The sequence below is a fragment of the Proteus vulgaris genome (genome assembly GCF_011045815.1).
Lineage (GTDB): Bacteria > Pseudomonadota > Gammaproteobacteria > Enterobacterales > Enterobacteriaceae > Proteus > Proteus vulgaris_B.
Genome location: NZ_CP047344.1, coordinates 4,125,077 through 4,144,717, shown reverse-complemented (window position 1 = coordinate 4,144,717; position 19,641 = coordinate 4,125,077). Strand labels below are relative to the sequence as shown.

Annotated in this window: 15 protein-coding genes; 5 read left to right on the top strand and 10 right to left on the bottom strand. The window is 37.3% G+C overall.

Annotated elements, in window-relative coordinates; translation table 11 throughout:
- The first annotated feature begins 343 nt into the window (after positions 1-343).
- Positions 344-1,060 carry a hypothetical protein gene (locus GTH24_RS19370; protein WP_072068921.1) on the top strand — a complete coding sequence of 239 codons (717 nt, stop codon included), beginning with the start codon at positions 344-346 and terminating at the stop codon, positions 1,058-1,060.
- Positions 1,061-1,162: 102 nt separating this feature from the next.
- Positions 1,163-3,148, top strand: coding sequence for an acyltransferase family protein (locus GTH24_RS19365; protein WP_164526853.1), 1,986 nt, complete (start codon positions 1,163-1,165; stop codon positions 3,146-3,148).
- Between the two features lie 77 nt (positions 3,149-3,225).
- On the opposite strand, the gene GTH24_RS19360 is transcribed toward GTH24_RS19365, so the two are convergent.
- From GTH24_RS19360 to GTH24_RS19350, 3 genes are read right to left on the bottom strand one after another with little or no spacing between them, the layout of a single operon-like run.
- Entirely contained in the window at positions 3,226-3,939 is a 714-nt protein-coding gene (locus GTH24_RS19360; protein WP_115351070.1) for an MgtC/SapB family protein, read from the bottom strand.
- Positions 3,940-3,978: 39 nt separating this feature from the next.
- A complete protein-coding gene (locus tag GTH24_RS19355) occupies positions 3,979-5,226 on the bottom strand; it encodes an MFS transporter (RefSeq protein WP_072068918.1) in 1,248 nt (415 codons plus the stop codon).
- A gap of 13 nt (positions 5,227-5,239) precedes the next feature.
- Entirely contained in the window at positions 5,240-6,061 is an 822-nt protein-coding gene (locus GTH24_RS19350; protein WP_072068917.1) for an MBL fold metallo-hydrolase, read from the bottom strand.
- Positions 6,062-6,406: 345 nt separating this feature from the next.
- Here GTH24_RS19350 and GTH24_RS19345 point away from each other — a divergent pair, with 345 nt between their 5' ends.
- Complete coding sequence (locus GTH24_RS19345; protein WP_072068916.1) at positions 6,407-8,614, top strand: extracellular solute-binding protein; 2,208 nt, start codon at positions 6,407-6,409, stop codon at positions 8,612-8,614.
- 70 nt (positions 8,615-8,684) lie between these two features.
- Here the strand turns inward: GTH24_RS19345 and ytfE are convergent, their stop codons facing one another.
- Genes ytfE through norV form a run of 3 tightly spaced genes read right to left on the bottom strand, consistent with a single transcriptional unit; the run spans position 8,685 to position 11,972 of the window.
- The gene (gene ytfE, locus GTH24_RS19340; protein WP_072068915.1) at positions 8,685-9,347 is read right to left on the bottom strand and encodes an iron-sulfur cluster repair protein YtfE; all 663 of its coding nucleotides are present in this window, start codon (positions 9,345-9,347) and stop codon (positions 8,685-8,687) included.
- Positions 9,348-9,372: 25 nt separating this feature from the next.
- Positions 9,373-10,527 (bottom strand): NADH:flavorubredoxin reductase NorW, encoded by a 1,155-nt coding sequence (norW, locus tag GTH24_RS19335; protein ID WP_072068914.1) that lies wholly within the window; start codon positions 10,525-10,527, stop codon positions 9,373-9,375.
- Positions 10,524-11,972 (bottom strand): anaerobic nitric oxide reductase flavorubredoxin, encoded by a 1,449-nt coding sequence (norV, locus tag GTH24_RS19330; protein ID WP_072068913.1) that lies wholly within the window; start codon positions 11,970-11,972, stop codon positions 10,524-10,526. Before norV ends, norW begins: the two co-directional genes overlap by 4 nt.
- A 190-nt stretch (positions 11,973-12,162) precedes the next feature.
- Here norV and norR point away from each other — a divergent pair, with 190 nt between their 5' ends.
- Positions 12,163-13,677 carry a nitric oxide reductase transcriptional regulator NorR gene (gene norR / locus GTH24_RS19325; RefSeq protein ID WP_072068912.1) on the top strand — a complete coding sequence of 505 codons (1,515 nt, stop codon included), beginning with the start codon at positions 12,163-12,165 and terminating at the stop codon, positions 13,675-13,677.
- A 102-nt stretch (positions 13,678-13,779) separates the two neighbouring features.
- On the opposite strand, the gene GTH24_RS19320 is transcribed toward norR, so the two are convergent.
- The 4 genes from GTH24_RS19320 to GTH24_RS19305 all read right to left on the bottom strand — a co-directional run bounded on the left by GTH24_RS19320 (position 13,780) and on the right by GTH24_RS19305 (position 18,383).
- A complete protein-coding gene (locus GTH24_RS19320; RefSeq protein ID WP_072068911.1) occupies positions 13,780-14,349 on the bottom strand; it encodes a molecular chaperone TorD family protein in 570 nt (189 codons plus the stop codon).
- A gap of 79 nt (positions 14,350-14,428) precedes the next feature.
- Positions 14,429-15,328, bottom strand: coding sequence for a dimethyl sulfoxide reductase anchor subunit family protein (locus GTH24_RS19315; RefSeq protein WP_072068910.1), 900 nt, complete (start codon positions 15,326-15,328; stop codon positions 14,429-14,431).
- Entirely contained in the window at positions 15,325-15,966 is a 642-nt protein-coding gene (locus GTH24_RS19310) for a DMSO/selenate family reductase complex B subunit (protein ID WP_164526852.1), read from the bottom strand. Before GTH24_RS19310 ends, GTH24_RS19315 begins: the two co-directional genes overlap by 4 nt.
- The gene (locus GTH24_RS19305) at positions 15,963-18,383 is read right to left on the bottom strand and encodes a DMSO/selenate family reductase complex A subunit (RefSeq protein WP_164526851.1); all 2,421 of its coding nucleotides are present in this window, start codon (positions 18,381-18,383) and stop codon (positions 15,963-15,965) included. Before GTH24_RS19305 ends, GTH24_RS19310 begins: the two co-directional genes overlap by 4 nt.
- A gap of 447 nt (positions 18,384-18,830) precedes the next feature.
- Here GTH24_RS19305 and GTH24_RS19300 point away from each other — a divergent pair, with 447 nt between their 5' ends.
- Complete coding sequence (locus GTH24_RS19300; RefSeq protein ID WP_072068907.1) at positions 18,831-19,616, top strand: AraC family transcriptional regulator; 786 nt, start codon at positions 18,831-18,833, stop codon at positions 19,614-19,616.
- Positions 19,617-19,641 lie beyond the last annotated feature (25 nt).

Here is a 19,641-nt window from a genome sequence, read left to right as displayed (position 1 = left end):
AAATATTGTTTTTCAAAATGCGTGTTTATTATTTATATCATAAATTCAAACTAAAGAAATAAATTTTATTAGAATTCAGTGTTAATTTTTATTTCTAAATGTTTTTCTGATGCTAATGATTGAAGGTTGTAAGAAAGTTATAGAATTAGCCTTGTTTGTATAAGGTGAGCATCAGCAAAAATGTCAAAACGATCCTTAAGCATCATTTTTATATCTTATTGATTAATAGTTAATTATTAATCTCATTTGAAATACTGAATCGAATTTTAGTGACTCAATTGGGTAGTAAGCTTTATATTCAGCGCGTAACATAACGATTTTACTGGAATATAAAAGGTACTTTATGGCTTACGCATTTCTGACACAATCAACCCTTGAAAAACTCGCAACGGGCGAAGAGTGGCTAAAGCAACATAATGATGAGAGTGTCATTGATATTAGTTTAAATGCGGGGCAATTAATGATTTGTCAGCCTGAAATTGAAGAAAGCTTTATTCCCTTTAGCCAGAAACTAAGCGCTTATTGTGAACAGCTTGCTGTTAAGTTTCCGTTTATTGAATTTGCTCAGCCACAAGAATTTCATTCCACATTGTTGACGATTTTTAATCAACAAAATGAGCAGTTTAAACTGCAACGACCCGTATTATTATCGTGGTGTCATGAGGTCACTAAAATCTTTAATCAAATAAAAAGTCTCAAAATTATATTTAATAACGTTACCCTAACATCCAATGGCAGCTTGATATTAACGGGTATCTCCGAAGAATTAACACGCTTTAGGCAGCAGGTTTATCAGCAGATCCCCATTGAGAGTGAACTTTATAAAGATATTATTCATATTACTCTTGGGAGATTAAATGAGAATACATCATCAGCAGAAATGAAGAAGCTTTATGATGAGTTAGAGCCAAACCGATCATCATTAATAGATTATGCGATTAATACCCCTATTATGATTCGACATCCCAAATTTGTGGTGAGTAAAGGTTCACTTTCAACTGAAGTACAGATGGGTTTAACGATGGAGTTTAATCAATTATGGCCATTTCGCTGTTATTAATATTAAATATTAAAGAGTCATTCATCTTTTTGTGACTAAAGCGATATGGCGAATTAGTATATAATCCAGCGATTCTTTTTATTTGAATTATGTGTTTGAATTATGAATGTAAAATATCGAGCTGACATTGATGGTTTAAGAGCCGTAGCCGTTATTCTGGTTATCTTTTTTCATTTTGATAATCGCTTAATACCATCAGGATTTATTGGTGTCGATATCTTTTTTGTGATCTCTGGTTTTTTGATTTCATCAATTATTAAAAATGCATTATCACAAGGCAATTTTTCATTCCGTGATTTTTATATTCGCCGGTTATGGCGATTACAACCTCTCTATCTTTTTGTATTACTTTCAGTTTTAGTTATTTCAGGTTTTTTCTATCTTCCTAGTGATTATCTCGATATCACGAATAGTGAAAAATATGCCTCTGCGTTGGTTTCTAATAAATATTTTGCAAGAGCAACAACCAGTTATGCGGCGCAAGATGCGTTATTTTTGCCGTTATTGCATACATGGTCTTTAGCGATAGAGTGGCAATGGTATCTGTTTTTGCCTTTTGCACTTTATTTTCTGCATAAAATCAATTATAAAGAAAAAATAAATAATTTTTATCCTGTTGTATTTATTACAATAATTTCTTTTTCTTTAGTGTTTTTTTATCAAAAAGATCAGCCTAAAAATTATTACTTTTTTAGTACACGTATTTTTGAGTTTATGCTGGGTGTTTGTGTCGCTTATTTACCGACAAAAGTGAAGCTTCATCAAAGCGTCAGTGATGCTATTAGTCTTATTGCTTTAGGCGTGATCTTTTGGATCACATTTCAAAAAGAGGTAATTGCGGGCTATCCTAATTTTAATACATTATATGTTTGTCTTGGCGCTGCATTAATTATTTATACCGGACAGCATGGAAATATTATTAAAAAAATACTTTCATTAAAGCCGATCGTGATCGTTGGATTATTATCTTACTCATTGTATTTATGGCATTGGCCTTTGCTCGCTATTGCGCGTTATATTGGCGTATTTAATACCGAGATACAAAAAGGGTTACTTTTAGCTTTAACATTATTACTCTCTATTTTTTCTTATCTCCTTATTGAAAAACCGTTTAGAAGAAAGCGTCTTGAGTTTAAATATTCTTTCGCGTTTTTACTGATTGTACCTATTTTATTGGCGTTAGGATTAAATGCGTTGAATGAAAAATATCAAGGCTTTGGTGTTAGACTTGGGCAAAATTACGTTAATTTAGAGGCAAAACTCAATCAGTTTGATTATCAAAATCGGGATAAATGTATGAATTTTGAAGCCTCAGATCCCGATAAAATGTGCCATATTGGTGATATAGGGAGTCAGAAAAAAGCCTTTTTGTTGGGTGATTCTCATGCAAATCACTACTGGGGCTTTATGGATATATTAGGTAAAGATGCCAAGATAGATGTATATGCACAAGCAACTTCATCGTGTATTACACTTCCTAATATTTATCTTTATGACTGGTCTAATCATAAAAATACAGTTTATCAACGTTGTTACGATCAGACGGCGAAATATTATCAACTTATAAAGAATAACCACTTTGATTATGTAATATTTGGGCAGGTTTGGAATAATTACGCGTCAAATCATGTCATTAATAAGATAGGTGATGTAAGAACTGTTGAAGAGTCTCGCAAACGCGTTGAGAAAGCGATGCGTGAAGCACTTGATATTATTATTACCACAGGTGCTAAACCTGTTTTTATTAAAACAGTCAATTCTATGCCAAGTGGTTTTATGACCTGTTTTTATGAAAATGCAAAATTAAGGAAAGACTTTGCAGATAATAACTGTAACCCTAAAAACTATAAAGGCGAGGGAAATACATGGATGGATCAGTTATTTGTTAAATTAAAAAAAGACTATCCAGCCTTAATTATCATCGATCCCAAAGATGTGCAGTGCGATAAAAATGTCTGCCTAACCGATATAGAAGGTGTGCCAGTTTATCGTGATGTAGGGCATATTACAGATTATGCTTCAACACTATTTGGCATGATGTATTTAGAACGCTTTGGTAATCCGCTAGAGGTAAAAAATACTCAGTAAGATAATTAATCGGTCATCAAAATAATGAAGAAATGCGCTATTATCTTAGATAAAGTGCATTTCTTGTTTTGAATAGGTTAATGATCCAAAGAAACAGAATGAACATATTCAAGCTGTTTTAAAGAACAATAAAATTCCGGTAAGGTAATTTTTTGTCTAACTAATAATTTTAAATTTACTTCAACGCGCTCTTTTTTAATATCGCGGATTGTTAAATTTTCAATTACATCTTTATGGCTTTTTAAGTACTCGATTAAAAGAGGTACGCCATTTTCATGAGTAAATAACATACGCACCTTTATTTTACCTAAACGTTGGTTTTTCATCTGTAATAGCACCACTTGTGGGCTAAGTTGAATAGCCATAAAAAATAGAACCGTCACAATCATGGCATGCCAATAAAAACCTGAGCCACAAGCAATACCAACACCCGCAGATGCCCATACGATGGCGGCGGTTGTCAGGCCTGAAATTGCATCATCACGTCGATGCAATATAACACCAGCACCAAGAAAACCCACACCACTGATAATTTGTGCTGCCAATCTCATAGGATCACTACGAATGTTGTCGGAGATATTGGCGTAATATTCTGCGGATTGAATAGAAACAATAGTTAATAAACAACTCGCAACGGCAATAATGACACAAGTTTTAAAACCGACAGGCTTTCCCTTTGATTCACGCTCTAAGCCAATAAAGCCGCCCAAAATAAAGGCGGCCAGTAATTTAGCGATACTTGATAGTGATAAAGGGCCAATGCCGTCAACAAACTGAATTAATGCGTCCAAGGTTTGCTCCTAACGTTGGCTTATTCCTTTATTTTAAGACTATGGTGTTGCAATGCCTTCCTGGACTTTTTTATCTTCATTATTTTTCTTTTTTGTTACGTCATCTTTAAAGAAGAAGATAAAGAATATGGTTACAACAGCAGCGACTATTGCTGGATATATCCAGAATGTTGACCACTGTGGCAATGCAGCATCACCCGTTTCGGTTACGGTTGAATTAAAGATTTGACCACAAATAGTGGAAGCAAATAATAAGCCGAAACCATTAGAGACAATAAAGCGCAGGCCTTGTGCTTGAGCACGAATTTCTGGTTTGGCTTTGCGGTCAACATAGATATCACCAGCAGTAAAGAAGAAGTCCCAACATAATCCCTGCAACATTAATCCGATAACGATAAAATAAAACTCTGTATTTACCGCAGCATAAGAGAAGAATATTGAGCGAATGATCCAGCTAACAGCACCTAGAAGTAATGTAATTTTGAAGCCAAATTTCATTAAGAAGAATGACAATACAAACATAAACAGAACTTCACAGGCTATACCTATTTGCATAATAGATGCCGCATTATTAAAACCTAATGCTTTAATAAAAACAGGAATATAAGCGGAGTAAGCTGTTTTTGGGATCATTAAAATAAAGATACTAAACATTAAGATAGCGAAATAGCGGTCTTTAAATAATGAAAGCGCATCTAAACATAAAATATCACGAGCAGAGAATGGCTTACCTTTTGCTTTAGGGGGCGTATTAGGTAAGGTAAAGCAGTAGAAACCAAGTAAAACACCCACAGCAGAAGCGATATACCAAGTCATCGTACTACCTGAGAAGCCCATTTCTCCTAATATAAATCCGATAGCCATAAAACCAAATGTACCGAATACACGAATAATAGGGAAATATTTCACCCCATTAATATGAGAGAAACTAATACTATTTGAAAGTGCAGTTGTTGGATAAAACAATAATCCAATAATGAAAATTAAGAAGAGTGTCATGCCACTGTTTTGTGCCTCAATAAATTGAGGAACACAAATAATGACAGCCGCATTAATTAAATGAAGGATGCCCATGACTTTTTGTGAAGCAAAGAAACGGTCTGCCACCATACCTATAAATAATGGGGAAATAATTGTTGCGACACCTAATAAAGCATAGGCATTACCAATAATGCTTGCCATACCATAGCTGCTTAATACCAGTCCCATAGTCATATTCCACGCACCTTGCATGAAATATTGCACAAACATCATAATCAGTAAGCGAGAGGTTATTTTCATATCCATCATCGTTCTCCTCTTAATTTGTTTCTAACGTTAATCCGTCGTAGGCAACACGGATATTGTGAGGAGCACAAACAGCTTCTAATTCGAGGTGAAGCAATTTGCCACTATGTGAAATATGCGAAACGGCAATTTGTGTTTCTTGATGTAAACAACCTTGTTGTTGCAGTTTTTCTTTCGCAGCAAATACGGTTTCTAGGCTCATATGATTATCGGTACGAGCTTTACCGTTGAGTCCATAAGTACATTCAAAAACAACGATATCAAGTGGTTTATTCTCTAACCATTTCCATGTTAATTCAGGGAACCAACCAGAATCATGGCCATAAAAAATCACTTTGCCATCTTTTTCAATATGATAAACATAGCAAAGCTCCCATTTTGCATGATTAGCGAGTAATGGCGTAATTTTATAACCGTTTCTTTCTACGGTAACAAAAGGAATTAAGCAGTGAAAAGCAAAGCGCTCTTTGCTGTAACCGGGTAAAACTTCGATACAGCCATTAATTGCACGATCGTTACCAAAAATATGAAGGGGATGGTTAATTTCAAAACCATAACCTTCCATTCGGCTAAATAGATCGCCGACATTGAAATGATCAGGATGAGTGTGAGTGAATAGAAGGCTTTCAAAATTGGTAGCATCCATTCCATCACGCATTAACTGGTAACTAAATGTAGGTGATACGTCGATTAGCATAATGTCATCGACAATGGCAGAAGAGTGAGTTCTGATATCTTTCCCACCAAGTTCTCTTGCTTTCAGGCAGTGTTCACAGCGGCAGAAGGGATTGGGTATACCTTCGGAGGCCGCCGTCCCTAAAAAATGAAGTTTCATAAGAAATCCCCTTATCCTATTGTTTTATTATGATTTTATTAACTATCTGGTGTTGATTATCTATAAGCTGTAGATTAATTTGAACGTTCCAATGATAAAATGAGGATGACCATTTGCCAATAAAGGAAGATCAGATCAGTGATCTTATTCAAATTAAATTTTCTATATATTTGATTAATATGAATATAATTTGCAATTGATATTGATAATCATTTATTTGTGATAAATAGTATTAGATTGTTTTATAAGCTATTTTAAAATGGAACGTTCAAATCAATTATCGGTAGTCGCGATAAATAATTCAGGTATGCTAGTGAAAGCAGAAATTGAGATGGAAAAAGGTCAATGGCAACGATTAAAGATATTGCAAAATTAGCAGGTGTTTCTCATGGAACGGTTTCTAACGTATTGAATAAACGTGGAAATGTAAGTGTTGAGAAGATTGAAGCTGTGTATCAAGCTGCCAAACAAATGGGTTATCAGTTAAATACACAGGCTCAACTGTTAAGAACCAATAAAAGCCATAAAATAGCCATACTTTTACCTCAATTAGTTTCTGAAAAATATGCTGTTTTCTTTAATTCCTTAAGACAATCTATTGCTCATTTTCCTGAGGTTACTTACGATCTTTTCTTAACGGATGATCTGGAAACTACAGAATTGGAGGCATTACAGAAAATTGCCGCGGGTGGTTATAAACAAGTGATCACTGTAAGTTGTCTCAAAGATGCAAATATCTATTTTGATACGTTAAAATTACCTCCATCTCAAGTTGCATTTGTTTATCGCCAGCCACTTAATACTCAACGATTTTTTACGCTAGATTTTGCTCAAGCAGTTGAAGCTATTTGCCAACAGATTGCAAAAACTACAGGTAAATTAGTGGGTATTTTTATGGGGAGTAGCGACTATTTAAATAATCAAAACTTTGCCAATGAATTACAAAATCGACTTTTAGAGTATGCACCCAATAAGAAAAATGTGGTGCTTTGTGCATCAGATGAAGAGAGCTATAAAATTGCGTTCGACTTCTTTTCTATGGAGCAAATTCCGGACCTATTTATTGCACAAGATATTGAAAAAGCTTGTTATTTAACGCAGGCGAGTTATTTTGGTAGCCACAATGATTGCCCACCTATTTTTGCATTGAGTGATAATATTCCACCTGTATTAAAAGGGTTATATTGCTTTCCAATGAACTACGCTCAACTTGGGTTAGAAGTGATTGATGCACTTATCCAAGATGAAGAGGATGCGGAAATTATCGAGAATAATGTAACTTGTGTGCGTAATCAAAGTGATCATCTTTATACTTTAACGCCAGCGGTTATCAGTGAGGATAAAGCAGATATAAGTCTTAACTTATTAATTTTACCTAGCCCTTCAACCAGTGCATTAAAAAAGCTACTACCTCATTTTTATCGTCAAACAGGGATTAAAGTTAATTTAGCAATTCATCCTTACGATGAAGTGTATCAAATTTTAAGTCAGTTACATTTACATCCCTATTATGATTTATTGCGTATTGATATGGCCTGTTTTCCTTGGTTTGCGGAAAGAATATTACAGCCATTAGATAAGATTGGTAATGGATTAACGGATTTATTAAATAATTTTTCACTACCTACTCAGCAAAAATTTAGCTTAGTGAATAATGTTGCTTATGCCATGCCTTTTGATGCCAGTGCACAACTCTTATTTTATCGAAAAGACTTGTTTGAAGATCCTATTCTAAAAAGAATGTACTACGAAAAAACAGGTAATGAATTAACTGTACCGACAACATTTGAAGAATACGATAATGTGACGCAATTTTTTACTGAGCAACATGAAGAGGGGCAATTAAGTTGCCCAATGGGGGCATCAACAACATTGGGTAGCGCGGGGTTAATTGCAACAGAGTATCTATTACGTTATTACGCCAAAGGTGGATGTTTAATAGGAAGTCATAATATTCCTAGATTAGAAATGCCTTTAGCAGGTGAAATATTAGAAGAATATTTAAAACAGTTGTCGATCACTGAGAATATTCATAATAAATGGTGGAGTGAATCGGTTAGACAATTTGAGCAAGGACATCTTGCTATGCTTATTGCTTATATGAATTTATTTAACGATGTTGCGCATAGCAATATTTTACCTAAAACAGGTTTTGCACCTGTACCTGGCAGTATTCCACAATTAGGCGGTGGCGTATTAGGGGTTTCACGTTATAGCCAAAAATCACAATATGCAGAGCAATTTTATCGTTGGCTTTATTCCCCAATGGTTATGGATCACCTTATTTTATTAGGTGGAAACAGTAATCATAAAAATTTCAGCCATAATCAAGAGATTAGCCATCGTTATCCATGGATGACATTGGCTTATCAAGAAATTAATAAGGGAATACGAGAATCTTCGGTGCCTAATGGTAAGTTATTTAATTTACGCCAAGCCGAAATTATTATCGGGCAAGGCATTACTAATGTCGTTAATAATATTATGACGATAGACGAGACTATCGAATATATAAACCAGCGTTTGTTGATAGATACTCAAGGCGAGCGGTAGATTTTATTAACTTCAATAAGAATAAAATAACAGGGGATAACAAAATCCCCTGCCTATCAAGATTAAGCAATTACTCGCCCGATAATGCTCTTGGAAATAATAAATTATTTTCTAAGCTAATATGATTCATTAAATCGTCGATAAACTCATTAATGCCATTATAAAGTACTCGCCATGTGGTACAGGCTTCAGGTGGTGGTGTGACATTTTTGGTAATAAATTTAATCACTTCAACAATTTCACCCGCATCATCATGTTCGTGTTCCATAACACTAATGGGAGCTCCAGCTTGGCTTCCTAAACCATTTTTTATCATAGGAAAAAGAATACGCTCTTCTTTCATCATATGGCTTGTTAGCTCATCTAATAATAGTGTTAATTGGCGAGCTAACCCTTTAGGGACAGTCGGTTTTGCTTCATGAACGCGTTCTACTTTTTCTGCTTGTAGAATAAGCTCCGGTAATTGTGTTCTGTGTTTGTCGTGGTAGCGAACAATAATAAAATCAATAATTTCACTTAATGGCGTTTGTCGCCAATCTTTTTCTAATGGTTGTTGTGAAAGTGCGAGTAATTTATTTTCAATTTCATCAATGTTTAATCCGGCTTTCTCTGCAGATTTACTTAATGTACGTTTACCTCCACAGCAAAAGTCGAGGTTATATTGACGAAAAATAGCACTGGCACCTGAAATAGACAGGGCTAGTTGACCGAGAGTTTTATCACGTAAATTCATATCGGTATCTCGTATGTTATTTAAATTAAGCGGACAGTGCTCGTAATAAAGCAAAAGCTTCTTTTACCTGTTCTTCTGTAACCACAAAGGCACGTAATACGTCATTCTCATCAAAACCTTTAGCGATAACACCAGATTGTGTTGTATTAATATTCCACGTTAAGTCATTACGTGCGGTTTCACCGGCAAGATGTAGAGGCATTAGCGGCGTTTTCACCCGAATAATCATTGGTGGTAAATTCAGCGGTGCATTATTTTCACCTACAAGTGATTTGGCTAAATGCATCGCACTTAATTGTATTGGCTGTAAAAATGGTAATAAATTACCGTTAATTTGTGCACAATCACCTAAGGCATAAATATCACTATTACTGCTTTGCAGATATTCATTTACCATGATCCCACGGTCGGTATGTAAACCCGCAAGGTGAGCTAATTCCATATTGGGTGCGAGTCCTGTAGCAGCAATAACGCAATCAACTGTTAATTGATGATGTTGATTAAATGTCGCTAAAATACCGTTATCGGTTTGTGTTAATGACTGTAATGGTGATTTCAGCATTAAGCGTACACCAATTTCAGTAAGGCTTGATTGTAAGCGACCACTGAGATCGGAAGGGATCAGAGAAGATAATAATTGCCCTGAAATATCAGCAAGGATCACTTCTTTGTTTGCTCGACTAAAATCCATGGCTAATTCAGTACCAATTAATCCTGCCCCTAAAATTAATATACGTTTAGCTTGGCGAATTTGTGCTTCATAAGCTCGGTACTCTTGTTGACTATTAAGCGTAAACATTAACTCATGGCCTGAAATAGCAGGACAATAAGTTTTCGCTCCAGTGGCTAATACCAATTTATCGTAATGCCATTGTTCACCTTTGGCACTCTGGATCCGTTTTTCATCCGTATTAATATCGACAATTTGCGTATATGGATGGATCGCGAGTTGATACTGTTGTGCAAACTCTTGGGCTGTTTGTTTGGTTAAATCATTTGCACATTGAGCTTGGCTAATAACATGGCTTAAATCTGGCTTGTTATATTCATCAATACTGTCTGATGCAATTAAGGTAATGGGAAGATCTGCATTAAATTTGCGAATATTTTTGACTAATTGGCGCGCAGCAAAGCCCGCGCCAATAATGACAATCCCACTATTGAGCAGGTCTGTACTCATTTTGCCTCCTTTGCAAGTGCATCAAAGACATCTTTTCCTAATGAGCATTCAGGGCATAAGAAGTTATCAGGGACTTCGCTCCATGGTGTATTAGGTTGAACGTTTTGAATTGGTTCACCTACTGCCGGATCGTAAATCCATTGGCATACACTGCATTGCATACGTGGGCCTAAGTCGATTGCTTCAACATCTGTGATAGCTTCAGGTTGTGATGAGGTTGTACAACAAGGTTGAGTTGCAGGAAGTGGCGCTAAAGCCCATTGGCGTGCAAGTTCACGTCCATATTCACGACAAATTTCTTGTGCTTGCATATCTGGGCGCCATTTAGTTTTTAGTGCTAGTGCGGTGTCAAATCCAGCGTCCATTAAACGAGTTTGAATGCGGTCAACCGCGCCACCATTCCAGCCATAACTTCCGAAAGCAGCTGCTTTTTTATTACGAAAACGTAAGCCTGTCATTTCTTCAAGCATGGCGGCAATTTTTGGCATCATGACATTATTCATTGTTGATGAACCAACAAGCACGCCCTTAGAACGAAACGCACTAGTGATAATGTCATTTTTGTCACTTTTGGCGACGTTATAGCTTTTTACAAACACATTAGGGTCAATTTCATTGATACCTTGTGCAATGGCATCTGCCATCATGCGGGTATTGTTAGACATGGTGTCATAGAAAATAGTAATACGATCTTCTTGATAATCGGCAGCCCATTTTAGATATAATTCAACAATTTGTGTTGGATTATCACGCCATACCACACCGTGAGACGTAGCAATCATATCGACAGGTAAATTAAAGCCTAAAATTTCATTAATTTTCGGTGTTACAAGGCGGCTAAATGGCGTCAAAATATTGGCGTAATAACGTTGGCATTGTTCAAATAATTCTGTTTGATCAACTTCATCGTTAAACAACCGTTCATCACAATAGTGCTGGCCAAAGGCATCATTACTAAATAAAATCGCATCACCAGTTAAATAGGTCATCATGCTGTCAGGCCAATGTAGCATTGGCGTTTCAACAAAAATGAGTTGCTTGCCATTACCAATATCTAGGCTATCGCCTGTTTTGACGATATTAAAATTCCATTCAGGGTGATGATGATGTCCATTGATTGAATCAATGGCGTTTGCTGTGCAATAAATCGGGGTATTAGGAATAAAGGACATCAGCTCAGTTAATGCACCTGCGTGATCTTCTTCTGCATGATTAATAATAATGTAATCAATCTCTTCTAGATTAATTTGTGTTCGTAAATTTTGTACAAATTCACGACTGAATTTATGGTCAACGGTATCAATAAGCACATTTTTCTCTTCACGTATTAGGTAGCTGTTATAGCTACTACCTAATAATGTTTTGTATTCAGTGCCATGAAAATCACGAACTTCCCAGTCACGTTGCCCAACCCAATTAACATTATTTTTAACATGAATAGCCATTTTGTATTGTTCCTTCTCATTAATCTTTTCATAGGGATATGTATTGATATAATCAAGAAGCGTGCCAATTTTTATCTTATTGTTTTAAAACGATTTTTATTTTTGTGACTATTTATATATTGTCAATATGACTATCTTTATCATGTCAAAATGACCATAATAACGGTCATAATGACTATGAGGTGTTTTTATGGGCTTTTCTGTTGATGTGTTGGCTAAAATTGCCATTGAATTACAAAAAGATGTTGGTCACCAAGATAGATTTCAGCGACTGGTGACCACACTTCGGCAGGTGCTAAATTGCGATGCCGCAGCATTGCTTCGCTATGAGCCTTACCAGTTTATTCCATTAGCCATAGATGGCCTTGTGCCTGATGTCTTAGGGCGTCGTTTTTTACTAGAAGGGCATCCTCGTCTCGAAACTATAGCGCGAGCAGGGGATGTGGTGCGTTTTCCAGCGGACAGTGATTTACCCGATCCTTATGATGGCCTTATTCCAGATAGAGAGCATTTAAAAGTTCATGCTTGTGTGGGGTTACCGTTATTTGCAGGACAAGATTTAATTGGTACTTTAACACTTGATGGAATGGACCCTCATCAGTTTGATACTTTCAGTGATGAAGAGCTTCGTTTAATTGCGGCATTAACTTCTGGTGCATTAAATAATGCGTTATTGATTGAACAACTCGAAAATCAAAATATGTTATTTACACCAACCAATACGTTTAAGCCCACAGTAAAAACAGAAATTATTGGTTTATCGCCTTCGATGATGCAACTAAAAAAAGAGATAGAAATTGTTGCACCCGCAGATATGAATATTTTAGTGAGTGGCGAAACGGGAACGGGTAAAGAGCTGGTGGTTAAAGCTATTCATGAAATGTCTAATCGTGCAGATAATCCGTTAGTCTATTTAAATTGTGCTGCGCTTCCTGAGAGTGTGGCAGAGAGTGAATTATTTGGGCATGTGAAAGGGGCTTTTACCGGCGCAATTAGCCATCGTAGTGGTAAATTTGAAATGGCGGATAATGGAACGTTATTCCTTGATGAAATAGGAGAATTATCATTATCACTCCAAGCCAAATTATTGCGTGTCTTACAATATGGTGATATTCAACGAATTGGTGACGATCGTAATTTACGCGTTAATGTACGTGTATTAGCAGCAACGAATCGTGATTTATGGGAGGAAGTATTAGCGGGAAATTTCCGTGCCGATCTTTTCCATCGTTTAAGTATCTTTCCTCTGCATGTTCCGCCATTACGAGAGCGAGACGAAGATATTTTGCTATTAGTGGGGTATTTCTGCGAGCAATATCGTCAGCGCTTTAATCTTACTCAAGTGATTATTAGCCCTGAATTACGCCTTTATTTATTGCATTATTCTTGGCCGGGTAATGTACGTGAATTAGAACATACCATTCATCGAGCAATCGTATTAGCGAGGGCAGGGAATAAGACAGACAGCCTTATTTTACAAGTCAGTCATTTTGCTTTAGGTACAGAAAATCTAACTCATCCAATATCACAATCGTTACCTTCTGAGGAAAAAAATTTAAAAGACGCAACGGATGAGTTTCAACGAGATTTAATTAAACAAGCATTACTGCGGAATAACCAAAATTGGGCGGCAACTGCACGAGAATTATCCCTTGATCCGGCTAACTTACGTCGTTTAACAAAACGCTTAGGGTTAAAATCATAATAATTTTAAAAAAGAATGTCCTAAACGAAAAAAGGTAATCTGGGTGCGTGGTCCAAATTACCTTAAATAATTATGTTAGGATGATTAGTTGTTAATAAATTTCTATTTTCTGAATGCGTTCACCGTGATGGTTACCAGTTCTGTTAATGTGCTATAAAATTGGCTATATCCACTCATTTTTAATTTATTTAAATAGTGAGGTAGCCATGTAGTCAAATGAAGGGAAAGTAATTCATTAACCGCGTCTTCTCTTTTTTCTGATGCTAATACCGCAGCTTGAAATAGCATCAAACCGATATGATCAACAGGCTCTGGAAAAGGCGTATTTACTTTTAAACGTTCCCGTTTTAAAAACTCACTTAGTGCAAGGGTAGAATCCCCTTGTAATAAACCTTCAGGATCTAAATAGGTTGACCCCCAAGGAGGAGCCGGTAAAGCATTAGGGCCAACAAAAAGATTTTGCCATTGGATTTTTAATTGCTCTGTATCGATAGAAACGGAATTAATTAAACGTTCACACAGACCGCTTTCAATTTTACAAGGCCACTGCGCTGCAAAATCCCCAGTTTTAAAAAAGTTGAGTGCAGTTTTATTGGTGTCATCATCAGGTGGGAATAAATAACAAATTCCCAATAAATTAAATGCAGCCGCATAATAAGAGAGCCTGCTCATAATTTTTGATACTTCCTTAAACAAACCCCAATTAATGAGGTTTGTTTTTTTATTATTTAAATGCCTTGCTCAATGACTACTAGTGAATTGAGTAGAAAACATAGCGCAACATAAAGTCAGCGATAATTGCGATCACACAGCCAAACGCAAAGATAGACTCAGTTGATTTACCTTGATTTTTAGGGGCTAGGAATTTCACTAAACTATAGCCACAAGCCAATACTGCAAAGATTGCTAAGATCCAACAGGTAGTACGTAACGAACCAATGGAGTAATACACTTGAATAGGCGATAACGGGAATGTCACCGATTTTTGGCTATAGAGTGTGCTAGTTAAATATTGCTCATAAAAAGGTTGATACAATAATCGACCGATTAAGCTAAATGCCATTATTCCCCATAATTGCCATTTCCAGCACATTGGGAAAGAGTCTTGAGGTATTTCTATACTTAATTTACTTCCTATACGTTGTAATATTTTGATCAACAAGAAGAAGATAGTAGCACCTAGCGTGAACATGGCGCCAAAAAACATCACATAGGTATTGAGATCCATCCATGTCAAAATAGAGGTATGTCGATAAATCGATGCCATACAATAAATATCAAATAGCCCAATCAGAATACTGGTACTTAATAACAGCATTGAGAGTTTGCGAGTGCGCCAGAGCCATAAAAAGGTTAATCCTAGGCAGCCGACAAAAATAGCAGTGACGGCGACTTCACGACTTAACCAAGCAGAAAAAATATTTCTAATGGCATTAGGAGCATTTAATGGCACACCTAAGTGAGTGATTGAAGCGATAGAGCCTAAACCCGCCAATCCACAAATAACAAATAAGGCTAATAGCATAAAGCGATAGTAGCTTTCTGCATTGAGATAATGAGAAAGGCGACGAGCAAAAAGCCCTGTTGTTAGTGCAAGACCAATGGTCGCATTCATCATAAATGTGAAGATTAATAATGACCATTCATTCATTTTCTTTCTCCCTTATTATTAATTTCGTCATTGTTTGCACCCTGATGTGGGTTAATAACAAGGTTGGGATGCGTTATTTCAGGGGAAGGTAAACCCGTGACATAATCTAAATCGCCATAGTGTTCACGTAGTTCATCAATAGGGCCAAATTGGATCGCACCTAGCGGACAAGTAGCGACACAAACTGGCTGTTCACCTTTTTGCTGTAAATCGATACAAAAATCGCATTTTGACATCTGTTTGGTTTCTGGGTTCATCTGTGGCGCACCATAAGGGCAAGACCACGCACAAGCACCACAACCGACACATTTGTCCGTATCTACCATGACAATGCCGTCGCCTTCACGCTTATGCATTGCCGTTGTTGGGCAGTTTTTAACGCAAATTGGATCGTCACAATGGTTACAAGAGATAGATAAGGTGTAAGCAAAGACATTATTGACCAGCGCGCCTTTCGGATTACGAGTATAACCACCGCCTGTGATTTCATAGACACGGCGAAATTTACGTCCGACATCAAGGTTGTTTTTATCTTTACACGCAACCTGACACGCCTTACAACCTGAACAGCGAGCGCTGTCGATATAAAATCCTAACTGTTTGCTGCTCACCGCGGGATAAACGATAAATTTACTCATGCTTTTGTTACCTCGACCAATAATGTTTGGTGAGCATTGCCGTGTGCCATTGCGGTGCTACGAGATGATGTTAATACGTTGGCACATCCACCTTGATCTATGCCTTTCGCATCAGGTTGCCACCAAGCTCCTGCTTGCAAGGCCACGACTCCAGGCATAATTCGTTGTGTTAATTTGACGGGAACCATCGTTACCCCACGATCGTTATACACTTTGACTTTTTCGCCCTCTTTAATGTTTCTGTCCTGGGCATCTAATGGGTTAATCCAGAGTTCTTGGCGCTGAACTTCTTGTAACCAAGGATTGGCAAATTGTGTTGAGTTAGCGCGGTTACGTCCTTTCCATGTGATAAGTTGTAGCGGGAATTTATCCGTCAACGTATCTTCAGGGCCTTCAATGGCAGGCACATAATGAGAAAGCGCAGGGATATCGACATTATTCATGTCATATAAGCGTTTAGAGAAAATCTCAATTTTGCCGGATGGTGTTGGAAATGGGTTATTCTTAATATCTTGAATATTTTTCTCAAACGCCACATTTTGAGTGTGTGGACGATGTTTTAATAAATGACGACGTTTAACCAATAGTTCTTTAAAGGTTGGAATGCCATCTTCAGGACGCTTAACACTTGCGTCATTGACTAAATATTCAATCCAATCGCGGTCAGTTTTTTTCCCTTCGCTAAATTGTTCACCCACACCTAATTTATCTGCAACTTCACGTAACCAATCGTAGTCAGTACGACGTTCAAATTCAGGCTCAATCACTTTTTCAGAAAGAATAATGTAGTCGCCATAACTCCATGTACCACCGATATTCCAGCGTTCTAAGAAACTGGTTTCTGGTAGTAAAATATCGGCATATTTTGCACTTGGTGTCAGATACAGATCACTACAGACGATAAACTCTACTTTTGATTCATCTTCAAGCACTTTAGCAGCATGAAGAATGTCAGTATTTTGGTTCGTCATGTAGTTACCCGCCATTGAGAAAATCATCTTGATTTCAGTATCAAGTTTCTCTGCATTCAGTAACCCATTTTGTGGTGTGACTAAATTTTTATCTTCACAGGCTTGTACCCAGTTGGTGATATTAATTTTTGCTTTTACGGGGTTAGTTAATAGGCTTGGCCCTGCGATGGTTTTGCGCAACTCAGAGTTTAAAGCCATACCATAGCCAGCAGCCCAACCACCACGAACACCCACATTTCCAGTGATAGTTGCAAGTAATGTTGCACCGCGTGCCGTCCGTTCACCACAAATATGGCGCTGAGGCCCCCAACCTTGCATCAATGCGGCTGGTTTTGTGGATGCATATTCGCGAGCCAATTGTTTAATAGTATCTGCTGGTACTTTAGTGATGGTTTCGGCCCATTCAGGGGTTTTCTTAATGCCATCTTTTTTACCCATTAAATAGGCAACTAAAGATTCATTTTCACCCACCCCTTCAGGCATTTGATGCTCATCAAAGCCAACTGTGTATTTATCAATAAAAGCTTGGTCATGCAGATTTTCGCTTACGATGACATACATCATTGCATCCATCATGGCGTTATCTGTTGTTGGTAGTAATGGGATCCATTGATCCGCCAAAGAAGAGGCGGTATCAGAGTAACGAGGGTCAACAACAATAAATTTAGTACCGTTTTTCTTCATTTTTTGAAAGAAATGGTTTGAATGACCAAAAATGGTTTCATTGGGATTATGACCCCATAAAATCACCAGTGGTGTATTTTCTAAGGTGTCTAGCGTACTGCCACTGGCAGCTGTTCCATAAGTGTAAGGGGTGACAGCTAGCGTATTGCCATTACTAACGGAGTGATAGTTTTCCAGAAAACCGCCTGTGATATTAAACAGGCGACGTAACATATTCGCACCAGAGAAAATACCACCCGTGACACCCGTACTTAAGCTGACAAAACGAGATGCAGGGCCATATTGCTGATTAATACGCTGCATATTTTGTGCAATAAGAGTGGTCGCTTCTTCCCAAGTGATACGTTCAAATTTGCCTTCGCCACGTTTACCAACGCGTTTCATTGGGTATTTTAAACGGTCTGGATGATAGACAAATTTTCGATAACCGCGACCTCGAACACAGGCACGCATAATAGGCATCTCTTCATCTAGATCAGCATCGGGACGTGTGCTAATACGGGTGACTTTGCCATCTTTCACGTGGGCACGAATATCGCATTTACCGCCACAGTCAAAGCTACTGCAAGTTGAAACAACGCGTTCACCATCTTCAGTTGTTATTGGTTTTACGGGAATAGCGTTATCTGTTGTCGCAGCAAAAGAGTTTGATGCGAGAAAAGGAAGGGTAACTAATGCTGAACTCGCTTGAATAAAGTGACGGCGGCTAACATCGTTGAGAATGCTCTTTGTATCACTATCGTGATCGGACTGATTGCTCATAATGAACTCTACCTTAAACATAATAGGCGGATCCTGATATACCCGATACTTGATATAAAGAATATGCGTGATTTTTCTAGGCTATGAATAAAGGGAATGTCTGGTATCCGCTGCATTATTATTGAATGCATAGATAAGTGCAGCATGCTCGAAATAACATCTGCGAGAGGGATAGTAGTTGATTAATCTTTTGCCAACATTCTAAAACCAGACAATGACATTTGAATTTCAGCCTATTTACTAAGGGTGTTAAGGGCTCGTTTTTTGATTGTTAATAGGGTTTGTAAAATAGATATCAAGAAGGTTGAAATTTCACATAATACACTTTCATTATTTATTTAAATATATAGCGATTTTAATTATATAGCTCATTATTTGCCAGTGTGTAGAGTGCGTGAGAACTGCTATATTAAAAAGGACGAAAATAAAAAGAGAGTGGCCAAAAGAGTGAGAAATGTACCGCTAAAAAGCGTTGATTCACTTGACCGAGATGTTATTGCGCTGGGTACAGACTATTTGCCCAATACGTTGCTAGAAACACACCAACATCGTCGAGCGCAATTTTTATACCCTGCTACGGGATTAATTGAAGTGAGTACAGATGATGGTGAGTGGGTTATTCCACCATCTTGTGGTGTGTGGATCCCACCAGAAACTGGGCATGAAACTCGTATGTTAGATGTGAGTACTAGAAGCTTGTATATCGAGCCTTCCGCCGCACCTCGCCATAGCAAACAATGTGAAGTAGTTAGTGTTTCTCCTCTTTTTCGTCAACTATTGCTTGAAGCTGTAGATGTGCCTGCAGAATATGATAAAAAAGGGCGAGATGGCCTTTTAATGCAGTTAATCTTATGCGAATTAGCGAAAGCAAAACCGTTACCATTTTTTGCGCCTATTCCACAAGATAGTAAATTAGCTAAATTATGTCGTGATTTTATTCGTAACCCGAAAATAGATTCTTTACCGCAACAGTGGGCAGATAGATTACATAAAAGTGAGCGCTCTTTTAGCCGTTTTTTCCGCCAACAAACAGGAATGTCGTTTTCACAATGGCGACAACAAGTCTGCTTATTGAATTCATTAACACAAATCTTATCTGGACGCGGTATTACTGAAATTGCCTTTGACTTGGGTTATAACAGTGCTGGTTCATTCTCGACAATGTTCAAAAAACAGATGGGGCAATCGCCTTCTCATTTTAGTATGGATGCGCTGGATATCGATAGGTTTTAGTTAATGTATGTATCAGATAATTATG